This window comes from Streptomyces sp. NBC_00224 (genome assembly GCF_041435195.1).
Lineage (GTDB): Bacteria > Actinomycetota > Actinomycetes > Streptomycetales > Streptomycetaceae > Streptomyces.
Window position 1 is genome coordinate 4405300 of the sequence record NZ_CP108106.1, and the last position, 24421, is coordinate 4429720.

Below are 24421 nucleotides of genomic sequence, written 5' to 3' on the forward strand. Positions count from 1 at the left end.
CCGATACCCTGCGCTCGTGGCTGAGATCCAGATTCCCGCTGACATGAAGCCCGCCGACGGCCGTTTCGGCGCGGGCCCCTCCAAGGTGCGTACGGAGGCGCTGGACGCCCTGGCCGCGACCGGTACCTCGCTCCTCGGCACCTCCCACCGCCAGGCCCCGGTCAAGAACCTGGTCGGCGAGGTCCGCCAGGGCGTACGGGACCTGTTCTCGCTGCCCGAGGGGTACGAGGTGATCCTGGGCAACGGCGGCTCGACCGCGTTCTGGGACGTCGCGACGCACGGGCTGATCGAGAACAAGTCGCAGCACCTGAACTTCGGCGAGTTCTCGTCCAAGTTCACCAAGGCCGCGAAGCTCGCGCCGTGGCTGGCCGAGCCCAGCGTGATCGCCTCCGAGCCCGGCACCCACCCGGAGCCGGCCGCCGAGGCGGGCGTCGACGTCTACGCCTTCACCCACAACGAGACCTCCACCGGTGTCGCGGCCCCCGTCAAGCGGGTCGCGGGCGCCGACGAGGGCGCGCTCGTCCTGGTCGACGCGACCTCGGGCGCGGGCGGCCTGCCGGTCGACATCACCGAGAGCGACGTCTACTACTTCGCCCCGCAGAAGTCCTTCGCCTCCGACGGCGGTCTGTGGATCGCGGCGTTCTCCCCGGCCGCCCTGGAGCGCGCCGCGCGCATCCACGCGTCCGGCCGCCACATCCCGGAGTTCTTCAGCCTGCCGACGGCGATCGACAACTCCCTCAAGAACCAGACGTACAACACCCCGGCGCTCGCCACGCTCTTCCTCCTGAACGAGCAGCTGAAGTGGATCAACGGCCAGGGCGGCCTCGCCTGGTCCACGGCCCGTACGAAGGACTCCTCGACCCGCCTCTACACCTGGGCCGAGGACTCCAAGCACGCGGCGCCGTTCGTCACCGACCCGACCAAGCGCTCGCAGGTCATCGGCACGATCGACTTCGCGGACGACATCGACGCGGCGGCGGTCGCCAAGGTGCTGCGCGCGAACGGAATCGTCGACACGGAGCCGTACCGCAAGCTCGGCCGCAACCAGCTGCGTGTGGCAATGTTCCCGGCGATCGACCCGGCGGACGTCGAGGCCCTGACGGCCTGCGTCGACTATGTGATCGAGCAGCTCTGAGTTTCGACTGCGGGTGATCCGTGGCTGCTCGCGCCCACGCGGCGGAGCCGCAAATGTCACAGCCCCGCGCCCCTTAGATGGGCCCGAAGGGCCCTCCTAGGGGCGCGGGGAACTGCGCGACCAGCCCCCACCGGCCCGCAGGCGAACAGCAGGCGCTCACCCCCGCCGGAACTTCCGCTTCAGTCCCACCCAGACCGCGCCCGCGCCCACGATCACGATCACCCCGTACACAAAGTTCCGGTTGTCGCCACCGGAGTCCGAGCCACTGCTGGCACCCCCGCCCGACGGCGAACTCCCCTTCTCGGACGGGGACTTACCGGCCGCCGCGACCGGCACCCGCACCACCGGGCTCCGCGCCCCCTCAGTCCCGAAGAGCAGCGCCTTCCCGTCCGGCGTGTACGTGACGGACTCCGCCTGACGCATCAGCGGCGCGTCCACCCCGTGCCGAGCCCCGAGCTTCCCGCTCTTCCAGTCGTACTCGGCGGCCCAGAAATAGCCGCGCAGCGCCAGCTTGCCGCCGTCCGGGGAGAAGGCGCCGTCGGTGACCCACGGCACGTCGCCGACCCGCCGGAACACGTTCGTCCCACCCGTGGAGAGCCGCTCCGGGCCCTCGTACAGCCCGCCGCCGCCCTCCTTCTTGGAGGCGATGTAGAGGCGGCCGGTCCTGGGGTGGACCATCATCGCCTCGGCGTTGCGCGGCCCGTCGGCGTACTTCACCACGTACTGCGTGGCCTTGACGGTCGCGTCCTTCAGCCGGGCGGGCTCGGGGAACTTGTAGATCCAGACGTTCTTCCAGGTCCCGCCGAGGTTGTCGCCGATGTCCCCGACGTACACGTTCCCGTCCGAGCCGACCGAGATCGCCTCGACGTCGCGCGGGCGCCCGACGCCGGTCATGGTGATCCTGGCGACGGTCTCGCCGGTCTTCGAGTCGATCGCGTAGACGTACGGCCCGTCGTCGCTGTCGTTGTGCGTCCAGTAGATCCCCGGGTGGGCCCGGCTGGCGGCGAGGCCGCTGGACTCCTTGATCCGAGGATCCTTGATCGTGAAGTCGCCGTCGCCGCCGTCGTCGGCGGCCGCTCCGGCGGCCCCCAGCACGACGAGCCCGGCGGCCGTGGCAACGGACAGAAGCGAACGCATCGGGAAACGCATGGGACCAAGTGTCCATCGTCACGTGACAGCCCGTCGAAGCCGCCCAGGTGATCAGCCATCGTGACTCCTCCACCCCATGAGGGGGTGGCTTCTCGCTAGGCCGGTTGGGCTTTGCGACGGGCCAGCCCGGCCCGCAGAACGTTCAGGGCACCCACGGTGTCCGCGTGGGAGCGATGGCCGCAGGCGACACAATGAAACTTCTCCTGGGTGAGCCGGTTCTCCTTGGCGGTGTGCCCGCACGCGGGGCACCTCCGGGAGGTGTTGCGGGGGTCCACGGCCATCACTTCCCGTCCGGCGCATTCTGCCTTGGCGTTGAGGATCACGAGGAACACCCCCCATCCGGCATCGTTGATCGACTTGTTGAGTCCAGCCTTCGCGCTTGCCCCGTTGGGCAGGAAACTGCCCGGCTTATCCGGGTCCGGCTTCGACTCAGGGGCCTTGCTCATGTTGCGGATCTTGAGATCTTCGTGCGCGATGACGTCGTGCGCAAGCACGAGCGCGAGAGCGGTCTTGTGCGCGTGGTCAAGGCGCTGACGGCGTACCTTGCGGTGCAGCCGGGCCACCGTTTCCACAGCCTTGCGGCGGCGTTTGCTGCCGCGCTTGCATCGGGAGAGAGCCTGCTGCGCGTCCTCCAGCTTCGCGGCGGCCTTGCGGCCATGACGGGGGTTGGGCACGAAGTTCCCCTGGGAATCGGCGAGGAAATTGGCTATGCCCAGGTCGATACCGACGGCACTGCCCGTCTTCGGCAGCGGCTCGGGAACGGCCTGCTCCACGGCGAGCACCACGTACCAGCGCTTACCTTCGCGCTTGACGCTGATCGTTTTGACCTTGCCGACCACCGGGCGGCGCTGGTGCACCTTGACATGCCCGACGCCTTGAAGGCGGACGCGGGTGACGGGATCGTGCGGCGTGCTGTCCCAGCGGCAGCCGTCGCCATCCTTGGGGAACTCCACTGTGTCGAATCGGGCGGCCCCCCGAAAGCGCGGGTATCCGGGCTTCTCCCCGACCTTGATCCGGTGGAAGAACGCGGCAAATGCCTTGTCCAGGCGGCGCAAGGTGGCCTGTTGGGAGGAACTTGTACGCGCGGATCACCCGGCCCACCCCCTCGGTTCTGTGGAAGACGTTCAAGTCGCAGCGATGGCGTACGCCACCAAGGCGGCCGGGCTACTTGGCGCCGTCCTTAACGGTCTCGGCACGTACCAGCAGAGTGCCCAGCGATTCGCTGCCCGGCGGCGGGATGATCTCGGCGGTGACGTTCGTGAACCCGGTCCGGGCCAATAGATCCGCCCACTCGCCGGCGGAGTAGTCCCAGCGCGAGACCGCGCGGGCCTCACGCAGTGGGCCAACCGGCTCCGAGTCGTCTCCTGGGGGCTTGTGTGAGAACGCGAGGACTCCGCCGGGTGCCAGTCTCTTTCGTACGAGGGGCAAGAGCTGTTCCGGGTCGGTGAACCACACTGGGCCGAAGATGGACAGCACTGCATCAAAGCTGTCGGGGCTGCTGGTCAGGAATTCGGTCGCCTCTGCTGTGTGGAAGGTGAGACCGGGAACATGGCCCCATCGTTCTTCGGCCTTCCGCCGCTGGCCGGGAGCGATGTCCACGCCAATGCACTCGGCGCCGAGCGTGGCCAGGTGGGCAAGATTGCAGCCGGTGCCGCAGCCCAGTTCCAGCACCCGTCTCCCGTGCAGTGGGCCGAGTAGCGACTCGTCGGGGCCGTGGTCGGGGTACTGCGTCCAGTTCAGCCACGTGGTGGCGCCTGCCGAGTTGACGGCCCTTCGCGGCGTTCGGCCTTCGGCGTACCGTTCCCACGCTGCGGTGTCTGTTTCCATGCCGCTCCTCCCGTGCCGGTGGCTCCCCTGGGGAGAGAGGGAGCCACCGAACCTCACTTGGCGCTGCTAACTGACAGGACTATCCGTACAACAGGCGTGGCACTGGTGACAGTCCGCCGCCTTGGCGTTCCACAGCTCTCGGTCGATGACGAATCCGGCGTCCCTGATGGCCTGGATGGTGGCCTTGAGGACGTACGGCTGACTGGACTTCTCCTCGGGGAGGTGCGGAACGTGGTGGATGTACTGTCCCGCGTGCTTGAGGCAGAAGTCCGTGTAGTTGATCGTGTCGAGCACGAAGGTGTGGACTCCGAAATCCACAAGTCGGGCCGGGCCCATGTCCACGTCGGGACGTTCCGCGGAGGTGACCAGATAGGCCACGACCTGCCCGAAGGTACGTTCGGCAAGCTCGCGTTCCATGTCGTGGTCACGCATGACGAGCCGGACCTCACGCTCCCAGACCTCGGGAGTGACGCACGTACGGGGTTCTCTCACATGCACTGCTGTAGCCACCAGATGCCCCTTCTCTCGATGGGTGGTGCGCTGAACCCCTTCTCCTGCTCAGAGAGTGGAATCTGAACAGGAGAAGGGGACTTGCCCCGGACCCTCGACCGGGACGGACCCCTCGTGACAGTGGGTCTGGACGAGGGCCGAGGGCCGGGAGTCTTCAGTGGGAGCTGCGACGACTCGGCGACCTGAGCCCCTGCACGTTGCGGCTGTGCTTGGCCAAGGCCTTGAGCTGGACCAGCTCCCTGTCGTTGGCGGCGCGGACTGCCACCGTGCGGGTGTGCCAGCGGAGTCCGGACGGGCGTTTCAGGGTGAGCTTCGTGCCTTTCTGCTCCTGCACGATGCCGACCAACTGACTGCCACGGTCGAACACGGCCGTGCCGGGGTTCCACTCGGTCGTTGCCTGTCTCATCGCATCCGCCCTGGGTCCGCTCCTGTGCGTGCCTGCCGATGTTCTCTTCTCGCCTTGGACAGCCGCGACGGCATACAGGGCGCCGGAAGGGCGTCACTCGTGGGCGTCAATTCGGTGTCATTGAGGGCCACTTGGGTCTAGCGTGAATCGCATGACGACCGTGGTTGTTCCCAACGACGTACTGCGGGCCGTGCGCATCGGCCTGCGGTTGAGCCAGGACGACTTGGCCAAGGCCCTGCGCAAGGCAGGGGACGAACTGTGCGAGCCCAACGACGCGTCCAAGCGTCTGGTGCAACGCTGGGAGTCCGGGGTGAGCAGGACACCGCGCGGGGTGTACGCACGGGCCCTGGAACACGTGACGGGCCGTCCCATCGAAGGGCTGGGCTTCTCACTCCCGATGCCTCGGGCACGGGTCCACGAGGACGGCGCAGGAGGACATGACATGGACGCTGGGACCGAAGGTGTCACCGCTGCTGTGGGGGCGGCTCAGACAGCTGCTCAGGCGACCAAGGAGAACTTCTCGGGCGTGTGGCTCAGCCAGTACGAGTTCTTCTCATCCAGCCGCGACCGGACCTACGACGGCAAGCACTACGTAGTGATCGTGCAGCACGGAAACAGGCTGACCGCGCAGAGCCTGCCCGGGGCGTCCAGCAACCCGGACAGCCCGCTCACCCTGGAGCTCACCGTGGACCGGAACGTCGTCACAGGCGTGTGGACCGAGCAGACGGCCGCCGACGGCTACTACCAGGGCGCCCGCTATCACGGGGCGCTGCAACTCCTCGTCGAGCCGACCGGCCGACGCATGGCCGGGAAGTGGGTCGGCTTCGGCAAGGACTTCGACGTGAACACCGGGCCTTGGGAGCTGCGGCTCATGGGCCGGTCCGTCAGCAAGGCGACCATGGAGCAGTACAGCCGCCCACCCGAGTGACCACGACGGCAAACAGGGACCGGATCATGTGATCTAGCTCCTGTGCTGTGCTGCTACGGGTTCGACTACTCTCCCCAGTCAAGACCCAGCTCATTGGCCAGGTCTCGGAGGGCTTCAGCAGAGAGCTCGGGTGCCCGGGCAGCCTGCTCGGATGCCCACTGCTCGATGACCTCGTCCATTGGTTCCCACCCTCGTGGTCTGACCTGCTGGGATGCAGCATGCTTTTTATGTTTGTTGGCGACTCCATGACCATCGGACGCGCCGGCGACATCACCTGGCGCTACCGCATGTGGCAGCACCTCAGCACGTCCTTCGACGGCCCCTTCGAGATCGTGGGGCCGCGCACCGAGCTGTACGACACGGAGGCGGGCGAGCCGCTGTCGTACGAGTACGGGGCACCGGACTTCCCCGCCGAGGCCCGCCGCCACCTGTCGGGGTGGGGCGAGGGCTGGCTGCACATGGCCCCGACGATCCAGGGGGCGGCGGCGGAGGCGGAAGCCGACGTCCTCCTGATCTCCCTCGGCCTGATAGACCTCGGCTTCTACACGGACAGCGACCAGACGGCGGCCAACGTCCGCACCTTCGTGACGCAGGCGCGGCTGGCGAACCCGGCCGTCCGCATGGTCCTGCTCCCGGTCATCCCGAACATCCGGGCCGAGTCGGACGCCCCCTTCGCGGCCGAGGTATCCCGCTTCAACGAACTCCTCGCGAAGGCGGTGGCGGACCTGGACCAGCCCGCCTCGCCGCTGCTGCTCGCCTCGCACCCCCCGACGTACGACATCCACAAGGACACGTACGACGGCACCCACCCCTCGGCCTCGGGCGAACACAAACTGGCGGCGGCGTTCGCCGACGCGATGCATCAGGGGTGGGGGCTGGGAGGGGCGTACGCGCGCTGACGCGGACCGTCAGTGCGACGACCCCGTCAGGCGGTTGGCGAACGTCGACACCGTGTACGTGCCGATGCCCAGGACGACCTCCAGGGCGTTCTGGCGGGTGTGGCCGTGGGACAGGAACGCGTTCAGGGCGTCGTCGGGGACCGCGCCCGCCGTCGCGTACACCGCGAGCGTGAACTCCCGTACCGCTTCGAGCCGTTCGTCCGTCAGCGGCTTCCCTTCCCGCAGCTCGGCTATCAGCTGCTCCGGCGCGCCGAGCCCGCGCAGCTTGGCCGTGTGCATGTTCACGCACAGATCGCACGCGTTGCGGGTGGCGACCGTCATGATCACCACCTCGCGGGCGACCGGCTCCAGGGTCGTCCGCTCGAAGAGGGCGCTCATCTTGAGGAAGCCCTCCAGCGTGTGCGGCGAGGCGGCCAGCCGGGCCACGGCCGGGGTGAGGTGCCCCAGGTGCTTGATCGTTCCCTCCATCGCACGGCGCGACTCGGCCGGTGCGGACTCCAGGGTGTGCTCGACGAATGTCACTGCGGTCCTGCTCCCCGTAAGATGGACAACGTGGTTGACGATAAGAAGGTAAACCAGGTTGTCGGTTCTCGCAATGGAGAAGATGCGGGAGTGCCCACCCCCGGGTACGAGCTCCCCCTGCTCCTCCTCGGCGGGTTCCGCTCCCTCATCGACCGCCTCCACACCGAGCTGGCCCACCAGGGACACCCGGACCTGCGGCCCGCCCACGGCTTCGCGCTCCAGGCCATCGGGCCCGGCGGGGCGACCGCGAGCGAGATCGGGCGGCGGCTCGGCGTCTCCAAGCAGGCGGCCGGCAAGACCGTCGACCGCCTGGAGGCCCTGGGCTACGCCGAACGCGCCGACGACCCCGCCGACGCCCGCCGCAAGGTCGTCCGCATCACCCCGCGCGGCCTCGACGCGCTGACCCGGTCGGCGGCCTTGTTCGACGAGCTGCGCGCCGACTGGGTCCGTACGCTGGGCGCCGGTCCCGTACGCGACATGGAGGCGGCCCTGCGCACGGTCGTCCCACCGGAGGCCTTCCGCCTCGACGCGTCGAGCTGGTTCGCGGGGTCCTAGCCGCGTACGCACTTGGGTTCGACTGCCCGTGTCCTTGGCGCCGTGCGTATCGTTGTACCGGGTGGCTGGCTGCCGGGGAGCGACAGCCGGGGAGGAGCGCCACGATGACCTCCCCCACTGCCTTAAGGGCGTGGGAGGTGCCCCCAGAAACCGACAGGATCGAGATGGCCGAGAGCGACGACACGAGCACCTTGGACGACCTGTTCGAGCGGCTCGCGAAAATGCCCGTCCCCGAGGGTTACAGGGTAGAGATCGTCGAGGGGGCCATCCATATGTCGCCGCAACGACACGTGCACTGGCAGATCATCCGCAGGATCGTCCGGGCGCTGGAGGACCGCTTCGGCATGGATGTGCCGGTGGCCTCGGACGAGCGCATCGACTTTCCGGGGCGCCTCAACGGCTTGTGCCCGGACGTGGCGAAGCTGCGCGAAGGCGCGCAGCAGAACATCAAAGGGCACTGGCCGTACCAGGACGTCGAGTTCGTCGCCGAAGTCATCTCCAAGGACACGGCCGCCAATGACTACGGCCCGAAGAAGACCGCTTACGCGACCGCCGGCGTCCCCGTCTATCTCGTGGTCGATCCGTATCTCGGCCGTTGCCACGTCTACACCCAGCCCAAGGACGGCGACTACATCAGCGATCTCACCATCGCGTTCGGGGCCGAGATCAACCTGAAGGAGACCGTGGTGGACCTCACCCTCACCACCGACGAGTTCCCCCGCGACTGACCGCCGACCGACCGTCGGCGGAACGCCCTTGCTTGGAGCGCACTTCAAGAGGTTCGCTGGTGCCTCATGGAGTACACGCAGCTCGGACGCACCGGTCTCAAGGTCAGCCGCCTCGTCCTCGGCACCATGAACTTCGGCGGCCTCACGGACGAGGCCGACAGTCACGCACTCATGGACGCCGCACACGACGCGGGCATCAACTTCTTCGACACCGCGAACATCTACGGCACAGCCGAACACAAGGGACTCACCGAGGAGATCGTCGGGTCCTGGTTCGCGCGGGGCGGCGGGCGCCGCGACAAGACGGTCCTGGCGACCAAGGGCTACGGGAACATGACCCAGGACGGCACCCCCTGGAACATCACCTCCTGGCCCAACCACGACCGGCTCTCCGCGCTCAACATCCGGCGTTCGGTGGAGGCCAGCCTCAAGCGGCTCGGCACGGACTACATCGACATCTACCAGTTCCACCACGTCGACCGTCAGACCCCCTTCGAGGAGATCTGGCAGGCGATGGACGTCCTCGTACAGCAGGGCAAGGTGCTGTACGTCGGCACCTCCAACTTCCCCGGCTACAAGATCGCCCAGGCCAATGAACTGGCGGCGCGGACCGGCCGGTTGGGGCTCGTCAGCGAGCAGTGCCTCTACAACCTCGCCGAACGCCGCGCCGAAATGGAGGTCATCCCGGCCGCACAGGAGTACGGCGTCGGGATCATCCCCTGGTCCCCGCTCCACCAGGGCCTGCTCGGCGGCGCCCTGCGCAAGGAGCGGGCGGGTGACGGAGCGCGCACGAAGGGCGGCCGGTCCGCCGCCGGGCTCGCGGATCCGGCGGTACGGGCACAGGTGCAGGCTTACGAGGACCTGCTCGCCAAGCATGAACTGGAGCCGGGCGAAGCGGCGTTGGCGTGGCTGCTCACCCGGCCGGGCGTGACCGGCCCGATCGTCGGCCCGCGCACGGCCGAGCAACTCGAATCGGCTCTGCGGGCGGTGGAGCTGGAGCTGAGCGAGGAGGTGCTGGCCGGGCTCGACGAGATCTTCCCGGGGCCGGGCCCGTCGCCGGAGGCGTTCGCCTGGTAGAGGTGGCGTGGCGCGTGGTACTTGCCTGGAGCGCACTTCAAGGCGTTCGCTGGTGCCTCATGGAGTACACGCAGCTCGGACGCACCGGTCTCAAGGTCAGCCGCCTCGTCCTCGGCACCATGAACTTCGGCCCGCAGACGGACGAGGCCGACAGCCACGCGCTCATGGACGTCGCGCAGGACGCGGGCGTCAACTTCTTCGACACCGCCAATGTGTACGGCCAGAGCGCGGGAAAGGGCCGCACCGAGGAGATCATCGGCAACTGGTTCGCACGGGGCGGCGGGCGCCGCGACAAGACGGTTCTGGCCACGAAGATGTACGGGAACATGTCCGCCGACGGCGCCCCCGTCTGGCCGAACCACGACAAGCTGTCGGCGCTCAACATCCGCCGGTCGGTCGAGGGCAGCCTGAAGCGGCTCGGCACGGACTACATCGACGTCTACCAGTTCCACCACGTCGACCGTCAGACCCCCTTCGAGGAGATCTGGCAGGCGATGGACGTCCTGGTGCGGGAGGGGAAGGTGCTGTACGTCGGCACGTCGAACTTCCCCGGCTACAAGATCGCCCAGGCCAACGAACTGGCCGCCCGGACCGGCCGGTTGGGCCTGGTCAGCGAGCAGTGCCACTACAACCTCGCCGAGCGCCGCGCCGAAATGGAGGTCATCCCCGCCGCGCAGGAGTACGGAGTGGGGATCATCCCCTGGTCCCCGCTGTACGGGGGCCTGCTGGGCGGGGCGCTGCGCAAGGAGCGCGAGGGCGGGGGCTCACGCTCGACCGGCGGCCGGGCTGCGGACTCGCTGAGGGACCCGGTGGTACGGGGGCGGGTCCAGGCGTACGAGGACCTGCTGGCCAAGCACGGCCTGGAGCCGGGCGAGGTGGGGCTGGCGTGGCTGCTCACGCGGCCGGGCGTGACGGGGCCGATCGTCGGCCCGCGCACGGCGGACCAGCTCGCGTCCGCCCTGCGAGCGGTGGAGCTCGAACTGAGCGGGGAACTGCTGACGTCCCTGGACGAGATCTTCCCGGGGCCGGGGCCGTCACCGGAGGCGTTCGCCTGGTAGGCGGGACCGTGGGCTGCCCGGGGCTTCACCCCTGGCAGCCCCATGGGCGACGGCGGCCTCAGCCCCGTGCCGCCGCCACCGCCACAACGACGAACATCAGCACGAGCACGCCGGCCATGATCCGGTTCCTGGTCTTCGGGTTCACGCGTATGAGCGTAACGAACCCCCACCCGGCCCCGTTCGGCCGCCCCGGGCGCGCCACCGTACGCAGGCGATGACTCAGTGTTACCATCCCGAAGGTGGATCACGTACGGCGTCGACCGCACCGCCTCGTTCCGGTCACCCTCCTCGTGGTGGGGCTGCTGCTTGCGGGCTGCTCCTCGGGGTCGGACGAATCTCCCAGCCCGCCGGGCGACACCTCGCAGACCGAGGAGCCCACTACCCCGCCTCCCCCGGAGCCGACCGGGCAGCAGACCGAGGACACGAGCGGTCAGCAGACCAACGGCGGCGGGGACGGCGGCAGCGGCGGCTTCAGACGGCGGGGCGGGTCTCGACCGACTTCGACGGGGTGTGGCCCAGCGTCAAGGTGACCTTCACCAACCCCACCAACCCCACCAGCGACACGTACAGCGGCACCGCGACCGTCTACGACTGCAGCCCCACGGGCCGCTGGACGACCCGGACGGGCCCTCAGCCGGTCAAGCTCTCACCCGATGAATCCGTGACGCTTGAATGGGTGTTCGAGAACACCTCCCATGCGCCACTCATCCCCGTCCACATCGCGTGCGTCACGCTGACCGGCAACCCCAACCCGCAGAGCAGCCCGTTCCCGGCCGACACCGAGGCGCCGGACCCGGACGAGGAGCCCGAGGAGCCCGAGCCCTCTCCCTCCGCCGACGCCACCTGACGCAGGAGGCCGCACATGGAGGAGCAGCCCACCCCGGCCCGGCCCCCGTGGGGCAACTGGCTCAAGGCCGTCGCCGGGTTCGTCGCGCCCACGACCCTGCTCACCGGGCTCCTCCTCTACTTCGGCTTCGCGTACACCTCCTCCTTCTACGGGTACTTCGGCATCGATCTCGCCACCCTCGGCCTGTCCACCCAGGACCTGCTGCTGCGCAGCGCGGCAAGCCTGTACATGCCCTTGGCCGTGGCGCTCGCCGCCGGGCTCGCGGGAGCGCTCGGGCTCGCGTGGGTCTCCTCCGTCGGTGACGCACGACCGGGCCTCGTGCGCCACCTGGGGCAAGCGGGCGTGGGGCTTGCCGTGTGCGGCGGCGCACTCTTCGTCCTCGGGCTGCTCGGCGGTCTCCAGGTGTGGCCCGCCGGGCCGCTCGACACCCCGCTGCTCTTCGGCGGCGGCCTGCTGCTCGTGGTGTACGGGCGCACCCTGCACCTCAAGACCACCGGGCACCCCTTCCCCGGCGAGCTGAAGGCCCTCGTCATCATGGCGGCGCTGATCGCCCTGAGCTGCTTCTGGGCCGTACAGGCCTACGCCCAGACCCATGGCAGGGACGACGGGCGGGAGCTGGCCCGGAATCTGTGGCACCGGCCGACCGTGGTCGTCGACACCGCCGAGCAGCTCTACTTCGGGGCCGCGCCGGTGAAGGAGAGCGCGCTGCCGGCGGGCGGCCCGGCCCAGAAGTACAAGTACCGCTACCGAGGCGTACGCCTGCTCGCCCAGTCCGGCAACCGGATGTTCCTCATCCCGGACGGCTGGACCCGTACGCGCGGGTTCGTGATCATGGTCCCGGCGGACGGCGCCGTCCGCATCGCCTTCCGCCCCGGCTGATCAGTGCGTCACACCCCCAGCCCCCACCGCCCCACCACCTCGTACCGGGGCGCCTCCCCGGGCACCCCGGAGACCGGCAGCCGGCTGCGGACCAGGACCAGCTCGTCCGCCTGCCACGCCGTGCCCTCGAAGGACGCCAGGGCGTCCACGTACGGGTGCAGGTCCACGCCCGCCCGGCTGCGGGCGAGCGTGAGGTGGGGGTGGTAGCGGCGGTGCTCGTCCATCGGCACGCCCGCGCGGCGGGCCGCCGCGTCCGAGCGTTCGGCCAGCAGCCGCAGCGCGTCGATCGCGCCCGCGACGCCCGCCCACAGCACCTTGTCGCCGAACCGGCCGCCCCCGTGGAGGCGGAGCTCGAAGGGCGGGGTGCGGTGGGCGGCCCGCGTGAGCCGCTCACGCAGGTCGGGCAGGACGGCCTCGTCGACCTCGCCCAGGAACGCGAGCGTGAGGTGCCAGTCGTCGCGGCCCGCCCAGCGCAGCCGGTCCGCGCCGGGCAGGGCGTGCAACGCGTCCACCGCCACGCCGAGTTCGGCCACTCGCGCGCTCGGGGGCAGCACAGCCACGAAGAGTCTCATGGGGTCAGTTTCGCCGCATGGGACGGACCCGTCACGCTGCCGTCGCCAGCTGCTCCCTCGGTACGAACTCCAGGTGCCGGCGGCCGCGCCGCAGGTCGACCTTGAGCTTCAGGTTGGCCGCCCGCGCCAGCATCAGGCCGATGCCCACCGCCGCGAGCGCGCAGATCAGACCGCCCAGGGCGAGGCTGACCCGTACGCCGTACTCGTCCGTGAGCCAGCCGAAGAGCGGGCCGCCCAGCGGGGTGCCGCCGGTGAAGACCATCATGAACAGGCTCATCACCCGGCCGCGCATCTCCGGGTCGGTGGCCATCTGGACGGAGGCGTTGGCGGTGACGTTCACCGTGAGGCCGAGGACGCCGATGGGGATCAGGAGTCCGATGAAGAGCGCCATGTCGGGTGCCATCGCCGCCGCGATCTCCAGGACCGCGAACAGGCCGGCCGCCCCCGCGAGGAGGCGCAGTCGGGTGGTGCCACGGCGGGCCGCGAGCAGTGCGCCGATCAGGGAGCCGATCGCCATCAGGCTGTTGAACAGGCCGTACATCCCGGAGCCGCCGTGGAAGACGTCGCGGGAGAAGGCGCTCAGCCAGATCGGGAAGTTGAAGCCGAAGGTGCCGACGAATCCGACCAGGACGATCGGCCAGATCAGCTCCGGGCGCTTGGAGACGTAGTCGAGGCCCTCGCGGAGCTGGCCCTTGCCGCGCGGGGCGAGCTTCGTGGGCCGCAGCTCGGCCGTACGCATCAGGGCAAGGCCTGCCAGCGGCGCCAGGAAGGAGAGGCCGTTGGCGAGGAACGCCCAGCCGGGGCCCACCGCCGCCATCACGCCGCCCGCGACCGCCGGGCCGACGAGTCGCGCCGACTGGAAGTTGGCCGAGTTGAGGCTGACCGCGTTGCGGACCTGGTCGGGGCCGACCATCTCGGAGACGAAGGACTGCCGGGTCGGGTTGTCGACCACCGTGACCAGGCCGGTGAAGAACGCGGTCAGGTACACGTGCCAGACCTGGACCTGCCCGGTGAGGGTCATGGCCGCCAGGAACAGGCCGCCGAGGCCCATCGCGCTCTGGGTGAAGAAGAGGATGCTCCGCTTGGCGAAGCGGTCCGCGATGACGCCGCCGTACAGCCCGAAGAGCAGCATCGGCAGGAACTGCATGGCGGTGGTGATGCCCACCGCCACAGAGGAGCCGGTGATCTGGAGGACCAGCCAGTCCTGGGTGATCCGCGCCATCCACGTACCGATGTTGGAGACGATGGCACCGGAGAAGAACAGCCGGTAGTTGCGGATCGCGAGGGAGGAGAATGTCCCTCGTCCGCTGCCGGGGGCAGCGGGGTCGTGGGTGGATTTCGGTGCGGGGGCGGAGTCTGCTCCGGATCCCGTACTCAAAGGGTTCGCCTCCTATCGTGCGCGGTCAGTTCACAGGTGTGCGAGCTTCTCCAGTACGGGTGCGGCGGCGCGCAGCTTCGCCCACTCGTCCTCGTCCAGGCCTTCCGCGAGGGAAGCCAGCCAGACGTTGCGCTTGCGGCGGCTCTCTTCGAGCATCGCCTCGGCCTCTTCGGTCTGGCTGACCACCTTCTGGCGGCGGTCGTCGGGGTGCGGCTCCAGCCTGACCAGGCCCTTCGCCTCCAGCAGCGCGACGATGCGGGTCATCGACGGCGGCTGGACGTGCTCCTTGCGGGCCAGCTCACCGGGGGTGGCCGAGCCGCAGCGGAAGAGGGTGCCGAGCACCGACATCTCGGTGGGGCTCAGCGACTCGTCGACGCGCTGGTGCTTCAGGCGCCGGCTCAGGCGCATGACCGCCGAGCGGAGGGAGTTCACGGCGGCGACGTCCGCGTCGCTGTCGTGGGGCAGGTCAGACATGTTCGTTAGAATAACTCATTACTCTGGCTAAATACCAGCCCAGGTACCACTGGCGTACCGTAACGGCCGCCACACACCACTACACACATCACCCGAAAGAGTGAGAGCTATCGGAAAAGTGACGCACCGGGGCAGGGCCTGCGGCGACCCTCGTCCCATGGGGACCAGCGTGCTCAGCCTGCGGATAGACGGTGAGCTGCTCGAACGGCTCCGGCAGCATGCCGCCAAACGCGGAATGAGCGTCCAGGACTATGTGGTCCGGACGCTCATTCGCGACGACTTCGACGAGCGGCTTCAGGCCGCCGCGGCGGAGACGGAGAAGTTCTACGGGGCGGCCTAGCGCCCCCCGGCTACGTGAGGCCCAGGGCCGGCATCAGGTAGTAGAAGCCGAACACCGCCGACACGATGTACATCGCCACCGGCACCTCACGGCCGCGCCCGGCCACCAGGCGCAGCACCGTGAACGTGAGGAAGCCCATGCCGATGCCGTTGGTGATGGAGTACGTGAACGGCATCATCACCATCGTCACGAACGCCGGGATCGCGATCGTCCAGTCGTCCCAGTCGATCTGCCGGATCGAGCCGGACAGGATCAGGAAGCCCACCGCGAGCAGCGCCGGGGTGGCGGCCTGGGACGGGACCATGGTGGCGATCGGGGTCAGGAACAGCGCGACCGTGAACAGGCCGCCGGTGACCACGTTCGCGAAGCCGGTGCGGGCGCCCTCGCCGACGCCCGCCGTGGACTCCACGAAGCAGGTGGTGGCCGAGGAGGACGAGGCGCCGCCCGCCGCGACGGCGATGCCGTCGACGAACAGGACGCGGTTCATGCCGGGCATGTTCCCCTCGGCGTCCGTCAGCCCGGCCTCGTCGCTGATGCCCATGATCGTGCCCATGGCATCGAAGAAGCACGACAGCAGCACGGTGAAGACGAACAGGGTGCCGGTCAGGAAGCCGACCTTGTCGAAGCCGCCGAACAGGCTGACCTCGCCGACCAGCCCGAAGTCGGGGCTGGCGACCGGGTTGCCGGGCCACTTCGGGGTGGTCAGGCCCCAGGACGGGACGGTCGCCACCGCGTTGATGATCATCGCGAGACCGGTCATCACGACGATCGAGACGAGGATCGCGCCGGGCACCTTGCGTACGAGCAGCGCCAGCGTCAGCAGTACGCCGAGGACGAAGATCAGGACCGGCCAGCCGAGCAGATGACCGTTGCCGCCGAGCTGGAGCGGGACGGTGGTGTGGGCGGCGTCCGGGATACGGGACACGAAGCCCGAGTCGACCAGGCCGATCAGCATGATGAACAGGCCGATGCCGATCGCGATGCCCTTGCGCAGGCCCAGCGGCACCGCGTTCATCACACGCTCGCGCAGCCCGGTGGCGACCAGGATCATCACGACGAAGCCCGCGAGGACGACCATGCCCATCGCGTCCGGCCAGCTCATCCGGGGCGCCAGCTGGAGGGCGACCACGGTGTTCACACCGAGCCCGGCCGCCAGCGCGATCGGCACGTTGCCGATGACGCCCATCAGGAGCGTGGTGAAGGCGGCGGTCAGCACGGTGGCGGTGACCAGCTGGCCGCCGTCGAGCTGGTGCCCGTACATGTCCTTCGCGCTGCCCAGGATGATCGGGTTCAGCACGATGATGTAGGCCATCGCGAAGAAGGTGGCGAAGCCGCCGCGGATCTCCCGGCCGAGGGTGGAGCCCCGCTCGGAGATCCTGAAGTAGCGGTCCAGGGCGTTGACCGGCGGCTTCGGGGCTGACGGTGCGTCGACCTTGGCGGTGGCCGAGGGGGACATGCGGAACCTCAGTCGTGAGACGGGGCGGGGGGCAAGGAAATGCGAAAAGCGGCCTTGACCCGAACTTCTTTGGACGTTTCAACGAACAAAACGAGTCAGCCGTAAGCCGTTTCAGTATGAATACATAAGGCAAAGATCGCTATCTCCGCGCGTAGACACAAGGGGCGCCTGGGCGCCGAGAGTGTCGACGGGCCGCCCGACCCCTCCCCCTACACTGATCGCATGGCGAAGTGGACACCCAAGTACGAGGCGCCGGAGCCCCTGGAAGGGCCCGTCGTCGCCACCATCACCGGCGGCACGATCCTCTGGTTCGTCCTCTTCCTCGTCCAGCTGCCGTTCTACGGCTGGTTCGACGACCACGGACACCTGTGGTGGGTGTGGACCTGCCTGGCCGGCGCCGGCCTCGGCCTGATCGGCATCTGGTACGTACGAGGGCGCGACGCGGCCCTCAAGCGGCACGCGGCGGAGCAAGGGACCGAAGGGTAGGAGGCGCGCCCTCCGGGCGTACCGCCGCAGGACCATTCGTCTCCTCCCTGGGTCTGATGTTCGACGTTCCCGGCAGGTGAACCGGGAATTCCCCCCGTACCGTCGAAAACATGACGCAGCGCGCCAATATCGACGCCGGGGCGGAACTCGACCCCGTCCACCCCGTGCCGCCGCCCGTGGCGTCCGGCCGGGCCACCGGTCTGACCACCGCCGAAGTCGCCGAACGCGTCGCCCGGGGCGAGGTCAACGACGTACCGGTCCGCAGCAGCCGCTCCACCGCCGAGATCGTCCGCGCCAACGTCTTCACCCGCTTCAACGCGATCATCGGCGTCCTCTGGGTGATCATGCTCTTCGTGGCGCCGCTCCAGGACAGCCTCTTCGGCTTCGTGATCATCGCCAACACGGGCATCGGCATCATCCAGGAGATGCGCGCCAAGAAGACCCTGGACGGGCTCGCGGTCATCGGCGAGGCCAAGCCGACGGTCCGGCGCGACGGCGTCGCCGCCGAGATCTCCACCTCCGAGATCGTCCTCGGCGACCTGGTCGAACTCGGCCCCGGCGACAAAGTCGTGGTCGACGGCGAGGTGGTGGAGACCGACGGCCTCGAAGTCGACGAGTCGCTGCTCACCGGTGAGGCCGACCCGGTCCTGAAGAAGCCCGGCGACCGGATGATGTCCGGGTCGTTCGTGGTCGCGGGCGGTGGCGCGTTCACCGCGACGAAGGTCGGGCGCGAGGCGTACGCGGCGCAGCTCGCGGAGGAGGCCAGCCGCTTCACACTGGTCCACTCCGAGCTGCGCTCGGGCATCTCGATGATCCTCAAGTACGTGACGTGGCTGATGATCCCGACCTCCATAGGTCTCGTGATCAGCCAGCTCGTGGTCAAGGACGACAACTTCAAGCAGTCCGTGGCGTACACGGTGGGCGGCATCGTCCCGATGATCCCCGAGGGTCTTGTGCTGCTCACCTCGGTGGCCTTCGCGATCGGGGTGATCCGGCTCGGCCGCAAGCAGTGCCTGGTGCAGGAGCTCCCGGCGATCGAGGGCCTCGCGCGCGTGGACGTGGTGTGCCTCGACAAGACGGGCACGCTCACCGAGGGCGGCATGGACGTCACCGAGCTGCGGCCGCTGGGGGGCGCGGAGGAGGCGTACGTACGCAAGGTGCTCGGCGCGCTGGGTGAGTCCGACCCGCGCCCGAACGCGTCCCTTCAGGCGATCATCGACGCGTATCCGGACAGCGAGGAGTGGCGCTGCAGGGAGTCGCTGCCGTTCTCCTCGGCGCGCAAGTACAGCGGCGCGGCGTTCAGCGAGGGCGACGGGGAGAACTCGACGTGGCTGCTCGGTGCGCCGGACGTACTGCTGCCGCCCGGCGACCCTTCGCTGGCGGAGATCGACGGGCTGAACGAGCAGGGTCTACGGGTCCTGCTCCTGGCCCGGACCCGCCGCGAGCTGGACGACCCGCAGGTCGCGACGGACGCGCGCGCCACGGCGCTGGTGGTCCTGGAACAGCGGCTGCGCCCCGACGCGGCGGACACCCTGCGCTACTTCGAGGAGCAGAACGTCCACGCCAAGGTCATCTCCGGTGACAACGCGGTGTCGGTGGGCGCGGTGGCGGGCAAGCTGGGCCTGCCGGGCGCGGAGAACACGGTGGACGCGCGGCAGTTGCCGGCCTCGCAGGCGGAGATGGCGGAGGCTCTGGACGCCAACGCGGTGTTCGGCCGGGTCACTCCCCAGCAGAAGCGGGACATGGTGGCGGCGCTCCAGTCGCGCGGGCACACGGTGGCGATGACGGGGGACGGCGTCAACGACGTACTGGCCCTGAAGGACGCGGACATCGGCGTCTCGATGGGGTCGGGCTCGGAGGCGACACGGGCGGTGGCCCAGATCGTGCTGCTCAACAACAGCTTCGCCACACTGCCGTCGGTGGTGGCGGAGGGGCGCCGGGTGATCGGCAACATCACCCGGGTGGCGACGCTGTTCCTGGTCAAGACGGTGTACTCGGTGCTGCTCGCACTGCTGGTGGTCTGCACCCAGGTGGAATACCTGTTCCTGCCGCGCCACTTGACTCTGCTGTCCACGCTGACGATCGGCATCCCGGCGTTCTTCCTCGCCCTGGCGCCGAATACGGAACGGGCCCAGCCGCACTTCGTACGGAGGGTGATGCGGTACGCCGTCCCCGGCGGGGTGATCGCGGCGGTGACGACGTTCGCGACGTACCTGCTGGCGCGGCACTACTACGTCGGGGACGGCGCCCGAGAGGCGGAGACCAGCGCGGCGACCCTCACCCTGTTCCTGGTCTCGATGTGGGTCCTGGCGATCATCGCCCGTCCGTACACGTGGTGGCGGATCTGCCTGGTGCTGTCGATGGGCGCGGCATTCCTCCTGGTCCTGGCGGTCCCGTGGCTCCAGACGTTCTTCGCCCTGAAACTGGTCGGGACGACGCTGCCGTGGGCCGCGGTGGGGATTGCGGCGGTGGGGGCGGTGGGGTTGGAGCTCGCGTGGAGGTGGGTGGACCGGAGGGTGTCGGCGTAGCCGGCGCGGTGTTTGTCTGCGGGCCCGGTGGGGGCTGGTCGCGCAGTTCCCCGCGCCCCTAAAAGCCGGCAAATTCAGCCCCTCCGGCGTTTGAGGAGCGGGGTCCGGGGCGGAGCCCCGAAGCGGGGTGCAGGGGGCGCAGCCCCTGCCCGGGGGTCCGGGGGCGAAGCCCCGGGAAACCCACCTCACCCCTCCCCCACCCCCGGAGGGTTAAGGGAACGGGCGGGGTGGGGGCACAAGCCCTAGTCGAACCAGCGCGCTCGCGACAGTTCCGGCGTCCGGGACGGGTCCTCCAGCAGCGCGGCCACCTCGAAGCGCCGCGGCCACTGCCCCGCCGCCCAGGCGAGGGCCGCCGCGACCCCCTCCAGCGTCGCCGCGTGCACCGCCCCGTCGGGCGCCTGGCGCCAGTCGAGTTCGACCCCGCCCGCCAGCAGCTCCTCGTGCTCGACGTACGTCGACGGCGTCGCGGGGCCCAGCAGGGTCCGGACCGCCTCCGGGACCTCGTGTTCGGTCCCGACCGACGTCACCTCCGCCGTCACCGACTCTCCGAGACGCCGCACTTGGAGCAGCTCCGCGAGGTCGGCCGCACGCGAGGGGGCGACGGGGAGCAGCGGGACCCCGGACGTCAGCGGCAGCAGGTCCGGCGTGTCCGCCACCACCGCGTCGCCCGCGTCCACGACCCGTACCTCTCCGTCCACGACCGCCCGCAGCTCGTCGGGGAGCGTCACCTGATCGGGGTCGAGGTCGGCCAGCGCCGTGTAGAGGGCGTGCAGTTGGGCGTCCGAGACCGGGCGGGAGGGGTCCGCGAGGCGGGTCAGGAGCTCGGCCGCGCCGCCGGGCTCGTCGAGGAGCGCCGCCACCGACGTACGTACGCCGAGCGCCCGCAGCACCTGTTCGTCGTCGAAGCCGGTCGCGTCGGCCGACTCGTACAGACCGGCCAGCAGCGGGTCGGACCCGGCCGCGCGCAGGCCCGCCGGGCGGCGGCCGCCGAGGACGGGGTGGCCGCGCAGCCACCACGCCGTGTACGGGCGGACCGTCTCCGTCGTGCCGTCCGGCAGCAGGATCCGTACGGGCTGGGTCAGCGCGTCCCGCAGCGGCGGCCGGGCGAGCATCGCCAGCGCCTGCGGCCAGGCGTCGTCGTCGACGAGGTCCAGGTCCCGTACCGCCACGATCTCGGTGGCCACCGGCGGCACCGGCGTGTGCGGCAGCCGGTCGAGGACGTCCTCGCACCACACGTCGACCGCGTCGAGCAGCCCGGCGTCGTCGGGCTCGGCGAAGTCGCCGTCGCGGGGCTCAAGTTCGTCCGGGTCGAGGACGATGTCGGTGGCCCTGACCAGGGCGAAGGTCGCCAGTACGCCACAGGCGGCCAGCGGCTGCTCGCCCCAGCGGCCCGCGAGCTCGGCGTCGACCTCGGCGAGCTCGCCGGGGCGGATGACGGAGGCGAAGGGGCTGCCGGGCAGGACGAGTTCACCGGCGGGGGCGAGTTCGCCGTCCTCGTCGGTGAGGGCGAGCGCGCCGAGCCACGGCTCGTCGCCGGGTTCCAGGGCGGCGTCGCGGACCAACGCCAGTACGGTCTCGGCGAGTTCCTCGGCGTCGGGCGCGTCCTCGTCCCAGATCTCCCCGCCGTCGAGGGAGGCGGCGACGGCGGCCCGTACCTGAGGGGTCGTCAGGACGGCCCGGGGCGTGGCGGGCAGCGCGCCGAGCTTCTCCAACAGGGGGTGCGTGGCGTCGGCGTGCGCGACCTTCAAGCCCAGTCGGCCGAGGTCGGCGGGGGTGTGGGCGAGGGGCAGCAGGATCTGCCGGGGCCCGACCGCCGTACGCCCGTCCGCGAGCGGCACAGGCAGCCCGGAGAGCCGGTCGGGGTCCACACCGGCGAGGGTGTCGTAGAGCCGGTACCACCACTCGGGCGCGCGCTCGGCGCCGCCGATGCGCTCGATGGCGTCGCCGAGCGGCAGCCGCCCGACGCCGAGCGTCCGCAGCTCGGAGCGGCGCTCAAGTCCGGCGGGCAGCAACGTGGGCAGCACCTCCGCGAGCACCTTCACGGTGTCGGCGCCTGCCCCTTCCACGACCTCGGCCTCGAACGGCCGCAGCGCGGGCAGCTCTTCGGACGGCACGGCCGGGGCGAGGAACGCGACCCGGGGCAGCCGCTCCAGGATCGCCGCGCGCAGCGCCCCGTCCAGCTCGCCCCGCCCGAGCGGGCCGGGCACGAGGTCGACGGTGCCGGTCGACACGGGCTGCCAGTCACCGAGCAGCCGGGCGTACACGTCGGCGGCGCGCTCCACCAGGAAGTCCGTCAGCGGCCCCGGGGCGGGGTGGCGCCGGGCGGTGTCCAGCGGCAGCGACGCGATGAGCAGGGCGGGCACGCCGAGGGGTTCGTCGGTGGGGGTGGGAGCGTGGACGACGGAGGCGGTACGGGGGCGTTGGGGAGCCCCGTCCAGGTCCACCGGCACGGCCCAGGTGACCGACCAGTGCGGCCGCAGCCGCTCCTCGACGGGCCGGTCGGCGAGGAGTTCGGCCCCGAGGGCGCCGCTGTCGGCGGCGACCCGCCACCGGTTGAGCCCGTCCCGGGTGTCATCGATGTGGACGTACCCGTCCTGCTCGGAGCGGCGCAACACGCGCGAGCCGTCGGGGGTTTCGACGATGACCTCGACGAGGCCGGGGAGGGTGAGGAGCAGGGCGTCGTCGACGGCGGTGAGAAGCCGCAGCACGAGATCCTCGGCGGGCTCGTCCCGCAGCGGGAGGACGACAACGGTGTCGTACCCGTCGGGTGCCGAGCCCTCGGCGGGCAGGGGGAGCCTCAGGAGGGGTACGTGGCCGTCGCGGCGGCGCAGTTCGTCACCGAGTCCGGGGCTGAAGCGGGCGGCCTCGGCGGCCAGGTCCCGCGCCTCGGCCAGCGACCAGCGGACGCCGCCGGTACGGCCCACGACGGCGGGTTCGTCGCTGACGGCGAGGACGGCGGCGAACCCGACGCCGAACCGTCCGACGGCGGTGCCCGCGTCGCGCCGCTTGGCGGAGGCGCGGAGGGTGGAGAGCGACTCCACGCCCGTGGCGTCGAGGGGCGCGCCCGTGTTGGCGGCGGCGAGGACGGGCTGTTCGCCGGGGGCGCCGGGGTGGAGGGTCAGCCTGAGCCGCCCGGGCACGCCGGCCCGTGCCGCTGCATCGGCGGCATTCTGGGCCAGTTCGACGACGAGCCGGTCCCGGTACCCGCCAAGGGCGAGGTCCTCTTCCGCGTTGGCGTCCTCGCGAAAGCGGGCCGGGGCGGCGGCCCAGGTGTCGATGACCCCGCGCCGGAGCCGCCCCGTCCCGAAGGGGTCGGCACCTTCGACCGCCGTCGCCTTCACGATCACGCGTACTCCGTCCACTGCCATCGGGAAACCCTGCGGCCCGAAGGTACCGCGTCGAGGATTCCGGCGCCCGGCCCCGGCCCCGCCGGGGCTCCGCCCCGGGCCCCCGTTCGTCTGCGGACCGTGCGTGGCTGGTCGCGCAGTTCCCCGCGCCCCTCAAATGCGCCCCTTCGGGGCGCCCCTACAGGGGCGCGGGGAACTGCGCGAGCAGGGGGCTCAAACCCCCGGGCCTCACGAGTGGCCCAGGTCCTCCGACCCCGCGTCTCCCGCCGCCTCCACCGACCCACTGTCGGCAGCGGGGCGGAGCGGCAGGGCGTCCGCGCCCAGGGTGTCCAGGACCGGCGGCGACGGGCGGGGAGGCTTCGGCATGACCGCCGCCTCCGAGTGGCCCCCGCAGCCGTACGCCAGCGACACGACACGCCCGTCCGCCGGACCGAACTCGTTCGCGCAGATGCCGAAGGCCTGGCGGAGCGATCCCTCCAGCGGGACCAGGAAGGCGCAGGTGACGCAGGACGCCGGGGCCGCCTGAGCCATCGGGGTCTTCGCGCCGAACGACTCGTCCCAGCGGTCGGCCGCCGCGTACAGGCCGTAGCGGGACAGCACGCGGGCGCGGCGCATGCCGAGCTCCTCGGCCAGCGCCGCGACCGAGCCGCGCGAGGTGCCCGGCGGCCGGGCCACCAGCTCCGCGTCCTCCGCCTCGACCCGCTCGGCCATCTCCTCGGAGACGGCGGAGTTGGGCGGCGGGGCGTCCTCGCCGCTGTAGCCGGGCTCCAGGCGCAGGTCGTCGGCCTCGGTGGGCAGCAGGTCGCCGGGGCCCATGTCACCCGGGCGCAGGCGTTCGCTCCACGGCACCCATTCGGGCGCCATCAGCGCGTCAGGCCCGGGCAGCAGGACCGTCTCGTCGAGGGTGATCAGCTTCGCGCGGGAGGCCCGCGTGACGGTCACCGCCCAGCGCCAGCCCCGGTACCCAGGCTCTTTGCACTCGAAGAAGTGCGTGACGACCCGGTCACCCTCGGCTACGGCCGATACGTGCTCTCCGACCACGCCGGGGTGCGCGGCCTCCTCGGCTGCCTCCCTGGCGAGGTCGACCGCTTCGGCGCACAGGCGGTCGGGGGTACGGCTTCGCGTCGTCGCAGCACTCACAGGTCTCGCTTCTCTCCTACGCCGTCTCACGGGTGCGCCGAGGACCGCGTACGTACGAGTCGCGGACGGAGCGGACCAAAGGGCCGCGTCGACGTCCGCGCCCGAGCCGTGAACTGTCAGGGGCGCGCCTTCTGCTATCCATTCTGCGGGATCGCGGAGAGGCGCGCGGCCATGAGCAGC

23 protein-coding genes and 1 pseudogene are annotated in these 24421 nt (G+C 70.4%); 12 read left to right on the plus strand and 12 right to left on the minus strand.

Annotation, left to right across the window (positions count from 1 at the left end; genetic code table 11):
- Window positions 1-16 precede the first annotated feature (16 nt).
- Window positions 17-1135 (plus strand): phosphoserine transaminase, encoded by a 1119-nt coding sequence (gene serC / locus OG965_RS19415; RefSeq protein WP_371653353.1) that lies wholly within the window; start codon window positions 17-19, stop codon window positions 1133-1135.
- A gap of 156 nt (window positions 1136-1291) precedes the next feature.
- On the opposite strand, the gene OG965_RS19420 is transcribed toward serC, so the two are convergent.
- From OG965_RS19420 to OG965_RS19440, 5 genes and pseudogenes are all read right to left on the minus strand, one after another.
- Complete coding sequence (locus tag OG965_RS19420; RefSeq protein WP_371653354.1) at window positions 1292-2284, minus strand: WD40 repeat domain-containing protein; 993 nt, start codon at window positions 2282-2284, stop codon at window positions 1292-1294.
- 95 nt (window positions 2285-2379) lie between these two features.
- Window positions 2380-3357 (minus strand): annotated as a pseudogene (locus OG965_RS19425) (RNA-guided endonuclease InsQ/TnpB family protein); the annotation flags it as partial.
- Between the two features lie 91 nt (window positions 3358-3448).
- Entirely contained in the window at window positions 3449-4111 is a 663-nt protein-coding gene (locus tag OG965_RS19430; RefSeq protein WP_371653355.1) for a class I SAM-dependent methyltransferase, read from the minus strand.
- 66 nt (window positions 4112-4177) lie between these two features.
- Complete coding sequence (locus OG965_RS19435; protein ID WP_371653356.1) at window positions 4178-4621, minus strand: hypothetical protein; 444 nt, start codon at window positions 4619-4621, stop codon at window positions 4178-4180.
- Window positions 4622-4775: 154 nt separating this feature from the next.
- On the minus strand, window positions 4776-5027 hold the full coding sequence (locus OG965_RS19440; protein ID WP_371653357.1) for a hypothetical protein: 252 nt from the start codon (window positions 5025-5027) through the stop codon (window positions 4776-4778).
- A 151-nt stretch (window positions 5028-5178) separates the two neighbouring features.
- Between OG965_RS19440 and OG965_RS19445 the strand changes: the two genes are divergently transcribed.
- On the plus strand, window positions 5179-5955 hold the full coding sequence (locus tag OG965_RS19445) for a helix-turn-helix domain-containing protein (RefSeq protein ID WP_371653358.1): 777 nt from the start codon (window positions 5179-5181) through the stop codon (window positions 5953-5955).
- 218 nt (window positions 5956-6173) lie between these two features.
- The gene (locus OG965_RS19450; RefSeq protein WP_371653359.1) at window positions 6174-6854 is read left to right on the plus strand and encodes a GDSL-type esterase/lipase family protein; all 681 of its coding nucleotides are present in this window, start codon (window positions 6174-6176) and stop codon (window positions 6852-6854) included.
- 9 nt (window positions 6855-6863) lie between these two features.
- On the opposite strand, the gene OG965_RS19455 is transcribed toward OG965_RS19450, so the two are convergent.
- Entirely contained in the window at window positions 6864-7322 is a 459-nt protein-coding gene (locus OG965_RS19455) for a carboxymuconolactone decarboxylase family protein (protein WP_371656992.1), read from the minus strand.
- A gap of 75 nt (window positions 7323-7397) precedes the next feature.
- Between OG965_RS19455 and OG965_RS19460 the strand changes: the two genes are divergently transcribed.
- The 6 genes from OG965_RS19460 (at window position 7398) to OG965_RS19485 (ending at window position 12520) form a co-directional block, all read left to right on the plus strand.
- On the plus strand, window positions 7398-7931 hold the full coding sequence (locus OG965_RS19460) for a MarR family winged helix-turn-helix transcriptional regulator (RefSeq protein ID WP_371653360.1): 534 nt from the start codon (window positions 7398-7400) through the stop codon (window positions 7929-7931).
- 104 nt (window positions 7932-8035) lie between these two features.
- On the plus strand, window positions 8036-8659 hold the full coding sequence (locus OG965_RS19465) for a Uma2 family endonuclease (RefSeq protein WP_371653361.1): 624 nt from the start codon (window positions 8036-8038) through the stop codon (window positions 8657-8659).
- A 66-nt stretch (window positions 8660-8725) separates the two neighbouring features.
- Window positions 8726-9736 carry an aldo/keto reductase gene (locus OG965_RS19470; RefSeq protein ID WP_371653362.1) on the plus strand — a complete coding sequence of 337 codons (1011 nt, stop codon included), beginning with the start codon at window positions 8726-8728 and terminating at the stop codon, window positions 9734-9736.
- 59 nt (window positions 9737-9795) lie between these two features.
- Window positions 9796-10794 carry an aldo/keto reductase gene (locus OG965_RS19475; RefSeq protein WP_371653363.1) on the plus strand — a complete coding sequence of 333 codons (999 nt, stop codon included), beginning with the start codon at window positions 9796-9798 and terminating at the stop codon, window positions 10792-10794.
- 508 nt (window positions 10795-11302) lie between these two features.
- Window positions 11303-11641, plus strand: a complete 339-nt coding sequence (locus OG965_RS19480) for a hypothetical protein (protein WP_371653364.1) — start codon at window positions 11303-11305, stop codon at window positions 11639-11641.
- Window positions 11642-11656: 15 nt separating this feature from the next.
- On the plus strand, window positions 11657-12520 hold the full coding sequence (locus OG965_RS19485; RefSeq protein WP_371653365.1) for a hypothetical protein: 864 nt from the start codon (window positions 11657-11659) through the stop codon (window positions 12518-12520).
- Window positions 12521-12528: 8 nt separating this feature from the next.
- Here OG965_RS19485 and thpR read toward each other — a convergent pair whose 3' ends face one another.
- Genes thpR through OG965_RS19500 form a run of 3 tightly spaced genes read right to left on the minus strand, consistent with a single transcriptional unit; the run spans window position 12529 to window position 14944 of the window.
- Complete coding sequence (gene thpR, locus OG965_RS19490) at window positions 12529-13092, minus strand: RNA 2',3'-cyclic phosphodiesterase (protein WP_371653366.1); 564 nt, start codon at window positions 13090-13092, stop codon at window positions 12529-12531.
- 31 nt (window positions 13093-13123) lie between these two features.
- Window positions 13124-14470, minus strand: a complete 1347-nt coding sequence (locus OG965_RS19495) for an MFS transporter (protein ID WP_371653367.1) — start codon at window positions 14468-14470, stop codon at window positions 13124-13126.
- A gap of 30 nt (window positions 14471-14500) precedes the next feature.
- Complete coding sequence (locus OG965_RS19500; protein ID WP_371653368.1) at window positions 14501-14944, minus strand: MarR family winged helix-turn-helix transcriptional regulator; 444 nt, start codon at window positions 14942-14944, stop codon at window positions 14501-14503.
- Between the two features lie 157 nt (window positions 14945-15101).
- Here OG965_RS19500 and OG965_RS19505 point away from each other — a divergent pair, with 157 nt between their 5' ends.
- Complete coding sequence (locus tag OG965_RS19505) at window positions 15102-15284, plus strand: ribbon-helix-helix protein, CopG family (protein WP_101388865.1); 183 nt, start codon at window positions 15102-15104, stop codon at window positions 15282-15284.
- Window positions 15285-15294: 10 nt separating this feature from the next.
- Here the strand turns inward: OG965_RS19505 and OG965_RS19510 are convergent, their stop codons facing one another.
- Window positions 15295-16740: an NCS2 family permease gene (locus OG965_RS19510; protein WP_371653369.1), complete on the minus strand. Its 1446-nt coding sequence runs from the start codon at window positions 16738-16740 to the stop codon at window positions 15295-15297.
- 222 nt (window positions 16741-16962) lie between these two features.
- Here OG965_RS19510 and OG965_RS19515 point away from each other — a divergent pair, with 222 nt between their 5' ends.
- Together OG965_RS19515 and OG965_RS19520 are read left to right on the plus strand one after the other, a co-directional pair.
- Window positions 16963-17226, plus strand: coding sequence for a DUF2530 domain-containing protein (locus tag OG965_RS19515; RefSeq protein WP_371653370.1), 264 nt, complete (start codon window positions 16963-16965; stop codon window positions 17224-17226).
- Window positions 17227-17336: 110 nt separating this feature from the next.
- Complete coding sequence (locus tag OG965_RS19520) at window positions 17337-19754, plus strand: HAD-IC family P-type ATPase (protein WP_371653371.1); 2418 nt, start codon at window positions 17337-17339, stop codon at window positions 19752-19754.
- Between the two features lie 242 nt (window positions 19755-19996).
- Here the strand turns inward: OG965_RS19520 and OG965_RS19525 are convergent, their stop codons facing one another.
- Together OG965_RS19525 and OG965_RS19530 are read right to left on the minus strand one after the other, a co-directional pair.
- The gene (locus tag OG965_RS19525) at window positions 19997-23122 is read right to left on the minus strand and encodes a sacsin N-terminal ATP-binding-like domain-containing protein (protein ID WP_371653372.1); all 3126 of its coding nucleotides are present in this window, start codon (window positions 23120-23122) and stop codon (window positions 19997-19999) included.
- Window positions 23123-23329: 207 nt separating this feature from the next.
- Complete coding sequence (locus OG965_RS19530; protein WP_371653373.1) at window positions 23330-24241, minus strand: DUF3027 domain-containing protein; 912 nt, start codon at window positions 24239-24241, stop codon at window positions 23330-23332.
- Window positions 24242-24421: the final 180 nt, after the last annotated feature.